Source organism: Oribacterium sp. KHPX15 (genome assembly GCF_900107835.1).
In the GTDB taxonomy this organism is placed as follows: Bacteria; Bacillota; Clostridia; order Lachnospirales; family Lachnospiraceae; genus Oribacterium.
Map to the genome: position 1 here is coordinate 1 of NZ_FNRG01000055.1, position 8,082 is coordinate 8,082.

Here is an 8,082-nt window from a genome sequence, read left to right on the forward strand (position 1 = left end):
CGGGACAGTTCCCAGGCTCCTCAGAATGACAATATGGACATTCTCCATCAGCAAATTCAACAGGTTCAATGATTTCTAATTCTTTTTTCATTTCTTCTCTCCTTCGTATTTTATAATCAACAAACAAGAATGTTACAGAAGATACATTCCGTAAAATCCACAAGAACAGCGACATATATCTGAATGGTGATCATTTTTCTCTGACCATCAAGAGTAACGTTATCGTTGGTCCATGTACGTTTTACATCAAGTCTTTCAATACATGATGCAAATGACATCATCTTTAATGACTCTGCACTCAACACACACCCGTCTAGCTTCTTCACATAGTCGAGAGTATAGTATCTGTCTACGATTGACTGTATCTTTGACAATGCTATGCTCTCTGACTGGTCCTCTTCCGGAATGTCTTGGAACATCTCTGCTATTTCGTATGCGTCACCAAATGTTTTGGTAGCAGCACGATCAAGCTTCTCTATTCTCTGGATAATTTCGTTCTTCATTTTTGCCCTTTCCGTTATTTTTAGATAAGCCTTCTTGTATGTCTTAGTCTAATTATGTGTAGACTTTTTCCTTTATTAGTATTTTTCAGAAAAAACATATTAAAATTTTTTGCCGGTACTTATCATGCCTCTACATGTGATGCAACAAACCTTGCGAAAGCAGCGCATATAAGGAAAAACGGGATAAATAGAATGTTCTTTACCACAAGTTTAGACACAGCAAACTTTTCATCCTTATTTGGATCAGTGAAATCAAGATATAAGCCTTCTGTTTCTTCATCTATGATAAGCTTTGCTCCTTTATCAAGCTTATGCCCATTTCCATCAATAACTTTTGTGACTTTATATGTTCCAGGCTTAAGTTTCAGTGGGTCTCCACTTTTGTTGACGGTAAACTGATAATTAACAGAGTCCCTTGAAAGTGTGACATTCAAGGGTGTTACAAGACCTTCTGCAAGCTCAACATCAACAACAACATTTCCATCCTCATCAACGTTTGATACATCTGAAAGCATATTTCCCGCTTCATTTTCCGCTAAAACAGTTTCTGCTTCTGTTTCCTGTGCTTCAACTTCTGCCGCATATACAGGACCAATAGATGCTGTTGGTACTGTTGTGAATAGCATTGTTGAGATCATCATTACTTTTAATAGATTCTTATGCATAAGTTACCTCTCAAAATCATTTGTACAGATTAATTATGGGAGGGGTTGTTCCGCTATTAGTAAATTTCTGAGAATTTTTCAAAAAAGAAAAGAGACTCCCTTTCTGAAAGAGTCTCTTTCCCGAGTGTTGATTTATGTTCAACAATTCTTATCCGTACTATGTATTTATGCTTTTATTATCGTCAAACAAAAATATCTTCATAATCATCTTCTTCAAAATCTTCCATATATCTATTAAAATTCTCAGAATCTATGGGCCTATATGTATTATCACCCAGTTCCTGATCTTCTAATGAGTATATTTTGTCGACCTTTTGTGCTTTATCAAACACTTCCTTTATAACCTGCTTTATTTCTTTTGCCCTTTCCGAATCCGTTATGTCAATAAAATTTAGGCCACGTTTTAATTCTACATAGGCCCTAGTCCTGTCCAGGTATTGTTCATATGTCTTACATCCGGTCTCTTTGACAATTTCTTTCTTTAGTTCTTCTTTTATCTCTTCTTTTGCTCTATGATTAGCCTTTCTGAGAAGCTCATTTTCTTCTGCCAAGAACCTGATTTTTTGACTCTTTTTAAAATCCGAAAACTTTAGATCCTTGTAGTCTTCATTAGCTCTTTCGTAATATTCTTCCATCGTCTCTTGTGGCTCCGGTTTACAGAGGCATTCTTTTGCGACATTATCAAGTGGAGTATACAGGAATCTTTTTACATCCTTGTGTTGCGCAAATACTCCACTATTTTCAGGAGAAAGGTCCAAGTCCTTTGAACAGTCCTGATAATACCTATTGTGAAGCTCTATAAGTGAACTTCTCGTTGGCAGATATGACCGGCTGCTTAATTTTCCGTTTGATATAGGAATCACCAATGCGTGAATATGTGGTTTTCCTTCATCCATGTGCAATACCGCAGATACTACATTTTCTTTACTGAACTCTTTACATAAGAAGTCTATGTTCTTTTTCTTCCATTCGTCATATTTAAAGCCTTTCGGAAGGTCTCCATCACCGAGCTCCATACAAAGCGAAATCCCCATGACCGCATTTTTGTGGATTTTATGTGTATCATAATATCCGCTTTCACCAATTCTTCTTTGAAATGCCTTTTCGTAAGTTTCTTCCGAAGAACCTATCAATTGTTCATTTAGATAAGAACTATCCTTATCTACATTGCAGGCGTAAAATCCTTCGTGCCTATAATTGTGCTTATAAGCCCGTTGCAGTTCTTTCTTGCTGTGTATGAATTCTATGTTAAAAGTGCCTTTTGCGATGCTCATGACAAGACCTCCTCTCTATGTTCTACATTTTAATTATGGGCAGAGATTATTAGGATAATCGCGTTTGATGCTGTATTGGAAGGAAATATTTGGTAAATTCATGTCCTTTAATTACAAAAAAACACCCGTCATTTCGGACGAGTGTTAATGTAAAGCCACATTATTCTACGTTAAGAGTGTCCTCTCCAAGAACTGAAGTGGGAAACTGCCAGTCTACGAAGTTGAACAATTCATTTGCTCTTTCGGTGTCGCCATTCAGAAGATTAACAAAATCCCTTACGGAATAAGCATCTTCTCTTGAAATGGTTCCGTCTTCATTATTTTCGTAAGCATACTCTGGAATATAGATTATATCGTCCGGCTTTGATGTATCCCATACGGACTTATAACCTGTCCCTTGCTTAAGTGGCATCTCAGGCATGTCATGCTGTAAGTTATGCTCGTTAAATTCTTCTAATGTCATCGTTCACCCCATGCAGAAAGGGAATATCTCATCGTACGACCACAACATTGAGTTTCTGTTAGCTTCAACGTAACGCCTTAGCTGTTTTTCAATCCACTCTGGCTTATAAGGTACGTTATATTCCCTCATATATGTTTTAACTGTATCGAAGTTATTGAGTGCCCATCTAAGGAGCACCTGTCCATCTTCTTTTGTTTCAGGCTGGATGGAAGCACAGGTCGGATACTTTTCCGAGACTCTGCACCACTCTTTTATAGCCTTCTCAGGATCATGTTTATAGACACGACCCGGTGCTTGCTCGCCATATGGCGATATAGTTGCTGATATCAGGTATTTCATACAGCTCCTTCCAATAAGACCACTGGTTGGGTGGTTTTTCTTCTGGTTATGCGTTTTTCTCCAAATGATACGATATCCCCGTCAATCGAATCTTGTATGATCCTTTTTGCCTTTGACAAGGCTTCTTCTTCCGTGAGGGCACTTATGCTCATACGTCTGAACCTTTTCTTAACCGTAACATCGAAATCGAAAGAGAAAGTTTTCTGTGTTTTCTGTGACTTGTTCATTTTATCCTCCATGTAACTTATATATTTTTCAATGTGATTATGCTAAGGGATAACTGAAATAACATTCCGCATGATAGTACATACAAAAATAATCGCAGATATCTGGGTTAATTATTCTCTAACACCAACACTTTTTATTGCAAAAAAATACCGGCAGAAATATTAATCTCCACCGGTAATCAAAGCCTCAATATATTTTTTGCTTGGATTTTTTTATCTCTTTTGTCCTGTACTTTCCTGCTCGTTCTCATCTACAAGAAGACTCTCTGGTTCCCCTTTGATTCGTCTCCATGTTTTTAGTTCTTTTTCGTTTAAGTATTTTTCTATAACTATCGGAAGCTTCCCGGATGTCTGTATTTTCCAGTACAAAGTGTCCTTCATTTGGCAGCTTCCACAGGTCCTTGGTCCAAGCATTCCGAAAAAACCAATCCTGGGAGGATAATCCCATCCGCCGACGAAAGCCTCTTCATCAGTAATGAATTCCTTTTTCCCGCAAACTTCGCAATAATGCCAAAATGGCCGAGTCTTCATGCTTTCCAATAATTCTTTACGCTCTCTTGATTCCTCGTCTTCTTTTTTTACTCGTTCTTTTTCTTCTAAAATCTCTTTCCTAGCATCTTCCAAAAACTGTTCGTCATACGGCGGATCCATCCTAAGCTTAATGCCATTATCTGTAACTTCGAAAATCGAGTCAAACCCCTCTATCGGATTAGGGAATTCTATTTCTGCAACATGCCTCTCATAAGATTCATCATCTTCTACCATTTTTCTGAGTCTGGTGTTCTCCATCCACCTTTCTTTACCGGGGCACATTACATATATTTCTATTTCTGCTTTAACAGCCTCACGTATAGCATCAACATAAACAATACGACGCTTCGCCTTATAAAATGTCTGCTCGACAACAACATCTCTGCCATGTTTCAGCTTATCAATAATGTCACTAAGAAGGTTTTCATTTGCTTTCATAAGACACCGAATCTGAACCTTAATAGGCATCCTTCCCTTAAATCCGGATTCTTCATAAGCCCTATTCTGATAATCAAAAGCATCCAGTATTTCGACATCCTTATTGGAAAAATTCTGGTTGATAAAATATGTTTTTCCTGAAGCCGTAGCTCCGATTACGAATGTTACTCTTGGCATTAATTGATTTCCTCTTCTAACAGCATTTCTAATATCATTATACCATCCCTGAGGTAATAGAAACATGAGACATATTGACACAAAAAAGGAATGAGCTTTTTGGGCTCATTCCTCTAAAATAACAGTATTATTTACTAAGTGACTCTGCAAGCTGCTGTCCGCATATATAACCTGATGTTACTGCCCATGCTGCCATGGAACCCGGGATTGCTTCAGTACCGTTGCAGCCGGCTGTAACTTCACCTATAGCATATAGACCGGGGATGACTGTTCCGTCTTCCTTCTGTGCTTCAAAGTTAGCTGTTACATCATATCCGCCAAGTGTTGTTGCAAAACGGAGTCTCTGCTCGATAATGTAAACTGTGCTGTCCTCATCGAACTTTGTGAGGGCTGTACGGCCAAACTCAGAATCAGTACCTGACTCAACGGTCTCATTCCACTTCTTAAGCTCTGCTGATAATGCTTCCGGATCAAGTCCTGCCTTTTCAGCTGCTTCCTTGAGAGTTCCTCTTGCAAATGTCGGATGATCTGAATCAGAGTTAAAGAACTCTTCCTGCTGTTCCATAGAGATATTACCTACAGCAGAAGTATTTGTTGAAACCATCTCTGACCATGTATCGTAACCTGTCTGATCCATAACGATATACATGATCTCGTCAGGCTGCTTTGTTGTTGCATTCTTGATATCTGCAAATGCAAGTGTCTCATTTACAAAACGCTTTGAATCCTTGTTTACGAAGAAAGCACCTGTTGTATTAACTGTTGTAAGAGTAGGCATCGGTGTAGCATATCCGTCGATGGTATCTTCACCCTTTGATATACCATTAGGGTACATCTTAGCATAGCCCATGTTGAGCATCTTTGCGCCGACAGCTTCACCCATCTTCTGGCCGTCGCCCATTGAAGACTTAACACCGTAGAATACAGCATACTGAAGATCGCCCTTCTTTTCTGAGATCATCTCAGCATTGGCACCATATCCGCCTGTAGCAACTACGACAGCATCAGCCTTATATTTAATGGTATTGCCATCTGCATCTGTGGCAACTACACCTACTACTCTTCCTTCATCATCTGTGATGAATTCCTCTGCCTTTGTTTCAAGTTCGAGGTTACCACCCTTTGATGTGAAGTTATTTGTGAGGATCTCCATGGCATTTGACATACCGCCGTCACATACGAAGAATCTCTGAACTGTGTGCTCAGGGAAATCACTTGCATAACGGTCATTGAAAGGAACATTCTCTGTTTCCTTTAACCAGTCGAGAGTCTTACCCTGGTTGTTTGCCATTATCCAAACGAGGTCTTCATTGTGATTCTCACCTGAAGCCATGATGTCATCATGGATAAGCTGTGCGCTGTCACCTGTGAGACCAACTTCCTCCTGAAGCTTGGAGAGACCTGCATCGATACCTCCTGCATTGGAAGTTGCACCACCGGTGTAGCTCATCTTTTCAAGAATGGTTACATCCTTAAGACCTGAATCAAGTGCGGAATTACCACAGGTAAGACCTGCTCCGCCGCCACCGAGAATAAGAAGACTTGTTTCCTTTTCTATAGTCTGTGCTGCAGCCTTTTCGATCTCCGGAAAGTCCTTATTTGTCATTCCGGCCGCTGCCAATGCTGCCGCTATAGCTTCCTGTACACCACTACTTGTATAAGTAGCTCCGGAAACTGAATCAATGTTAACTGTATGATGCTCGTTCATTTCTGACATCATCTTTTCGATTGCATTACCACCGACATTTGGTGTTTCCTTATCACCTACAATGGTAGCTGATTCAAGTACACCGTCTTTAACGGTTATCTTTACTGTAACATCGCCTTCAAATCCCTTTCCGGTTCCTTCAAATTCACCGCTTACTCCGGCACCCGATGCTTCTGCGGCTGCAGTAGTTTCTGCAGCTGCTTTTGTAGTTTCCTGAACTGTGGTGGTTGGTGTAGTTGTGGAGCTGCCACAACCTACCAGCGTTGCTGCCATTAACAGTGCCGCTGATGTTCTGAAAACAGATCTTCTCATCTCTAACTCCTCCGTAATTCAAATGTTACTTTATATACATTTTTATGTTACCTCGGTAACAATAACAAAAATTTAACAAATACCTGTATTTCGGTCAATCATAATAAGTGACAAATGAAATCCTGATGATTTGTGCAACATCTACAAGTCATATCAGGTCGATTTTCCTACCATTGAAATCTAACGGTTAGGTGAGTACACTAAAGAATAAGTTTGAAGAAGGAAATGAAAAAGTATGACTAACAATGCCTCAACCAAAGATATGATCCGCGATACAGCGCTAGAACTGTTTAAAGAACAGGGATATGATAATGTTTCTATCATGGACATTTGCAGAAAATGCGAGATCACAAAACGGACATTTTACTACCATTATGAATCCAAAGCTGAGCTATTAAGTGGTGTAGTAAAATATTGGGGTATTCAGGCAGAGCGTCTCCTAAATACATTTGCCTCAGAAGAAAAAAGCGTAAATATCTTATGGCAGATGATGAAAGTCTATTGCGACAAGTCAATTCAGTACGGTCCAAATATCGTTAAACAAGTATATATACTGACCATCCAGAACAGTGGAGATGCTCACTTCCCTGAAGAAATGTATCTCTTTAATGTTGCTGTTCAGCTTTTGAAAAAAGCTCAGAATGCGGGGGAAATTCATAATCCATATGATCCGGAATCCATTGCCTTTATTCTATATCACACACTACGTAGTATAAGCATTTCATGGGCTTCAGAAGATGGCAGATATGATCTTATAGCGGAATATAAAAAAGCTTTCGATATTATTGTCGGGATATAAGTAGGGGCTGTTGCTTTAGATTGATAATCATCTAAAGCGACAGCCCCGTAAGGTGCGCCCTTGGTTTCTGCGGGAAATGATTGCCCTTTTAGTTTGATTAAAGCATATAGTATTTGTTCAGGAATGTGGTTCTGTCCCAATCGACGATCCTGACCTCAGACTCCTTAGCCGGATGGATGTCGAACTCGTCAAGGACCATAACTTTCTTGTCCTTAAGGTCGTAGAGAGGCCAATCCTTGGCTTTGCCATCGGGTGAGATGTCGGCACTGAGAGATGGATCGCCGGTTCTGGCGAACTGTACCCACATCTTACGCATGGTCTTCGAGAAAGTCTCGTCATACTGTCTTCCTTCGATCTGCTCAGGGTGTGCGAATACGATGGGCACCTCTTCGAAATGGGCACTTTTTCGTATCGGATCAGAAGACTCTACCCTATAGAAATATGTGTAGGATTTGCCGCCACCCATAGTCTGGCTCTCCGACATTTTGATAGCACCCTCGATAAACCAGCTGTGGCCGAACAGACGGCTGTCGGGCTCCCAGTCCTCAGTGGTTCCTTCCTTACAAAAGCTTTCCAGCTTTGCTCTCTCTTCATCCGTCAGCATATGGGCATACTTCCTTGTCTTACGGTCAGAGGCCCATGCCTT

Annotated in this window: 10 protein-coding genes; 1 reads left to right on the top strand and 9 read right to left on the bottom strand. The window is 40.1% G+C overall.

What is annotated here, in order from left to right; all coding sequences use genetic code 11:
• Positions 1-116: 116 nt before the first annotated feature.
• From BLV86_RS16630 to BLV86_RS16665, 8 genes are all read right to left on the bottom strand, one after another.
• Positions 117-503 (bottom strand): hypothetical protein, encoded by a 387-nt coding sequence (locus BLV86_RS16630; RefSeq protein ID WP_031552858.1) that lies wholly within the window; start codon positions 501-503, stop codon positions 117-119.
• Positions 504-625: 122 nt separating this feature from the next.
• On the bottom strand, positions 626-1,168 hold the full coding sequence (locus BLV86_RS16635; RefSeq protein WP_031552856.1) for a hypothetical protein: 543 nt from the start codon (positions 1,166-1,168) through the stop codon (positions 626-628).
• A gap of 182 nt (positions 1,169-1,350) precedes the next feature.
• Entirely contained in the window at positions 1,351-2,442 is a 1,092-nt protein-coding gene (gene mobV / locus BLV86_RS16640; RefSeq protein ID WP_090819808.1) for a MobV family relaxase, read from the bottom strand.
• Between the two features lie 160 nt (positions 2,443-2,602).
• The gene (locus BLV86_RS16645; RefSeq protein WP_090819811.1) at positions 2,603-2,905 is read right to left on the bottom strand and encodes a hypothetical protein; all 303 of its coding nucleotides are present in this window, start codon (positions 2,903-2,905) and stop codon (positions 2,603-2,605) included.
• Between the two features lie 3 nt (positions 2,906-2,908).
• The gene (locus tag BLV86_RS16650; protein ID WP_090819814.1) at positions 2,909-3,244 is read right to left on the bottom strand and encodes a hypothetical protein; all 336 of its coding nucleotides are present in this window, start codon (positions 3,242-3,244) and stop codon (positions 2,909-2,911) included.
• On the bottom strand, positions 3,241-3,471 hold the full coding sequence (locus BLV86_RS16655) for a hypothetical protein (RefSeq protein ID WP_090819817.1): 231 nt from the start codon (positions 3,469-3,471) through the stop codon (positions 3,241-3,243). Before BLV86_RS16655 ends, BLV86_RS16650 begins: the two co-directional genes overlap by 4 nt.
• A gap of 213 nt (positions 3,472-3,684) precedes the next feature.
• The gene (locus BLV86_RS16660; protein WP_139297960.1) at positions 3,685-4,683 is read right to left on the bottom strand and encodes an AAA family ATPase; all 999 of its coding nucleotides are present in this window, start codon (positions 4,681-4,683) and stop codon (positions 3,685-3,687) included.
• Between the two features lie 61 nt (positions 4,684-4,744).
• Complete coding sequence (locus tag BLV86_RS16665; protein ID WP_090819824.1) at positions 4,745-6,637, bottom strand: FAD-dependent oxidoreductase; 1,893 nt, start codon at positions 6,635-6,637, stop codon at positions 4,745-4,747.
• A gap of 235 nt (positions 6,638-6,872) precedes the next feature.
• Between BLV86_RS16665 and BLV86_RS16670 the strand changes: the two genes are divergently transcribed.
• Positions 6,873-7,436 (top strand): TetR/AcrR family transcriptional regulator, encoded by a 564-nt coding sequence (locus tag BLV86_RS16670; protein WP_090819827.1) that lies wholly within the window; start codon positions 6,873-6,875, stop codon positions 7,434-7,436.
• Between the two features lie 97 nt (positions 7,437-7,533).
• On the opposite strand, the gene BLV86_RS16675 is transcribed toward BLV86_RS16670, so the two are convergent.
• Positions 7,534-8,082: carboxylesterase family protein (locus tag BLV86_RS16675; RefSeq protein WP_207647488.1), on the bottom strand; the 549-nt coding region annotated here is incomplete at its 5' end.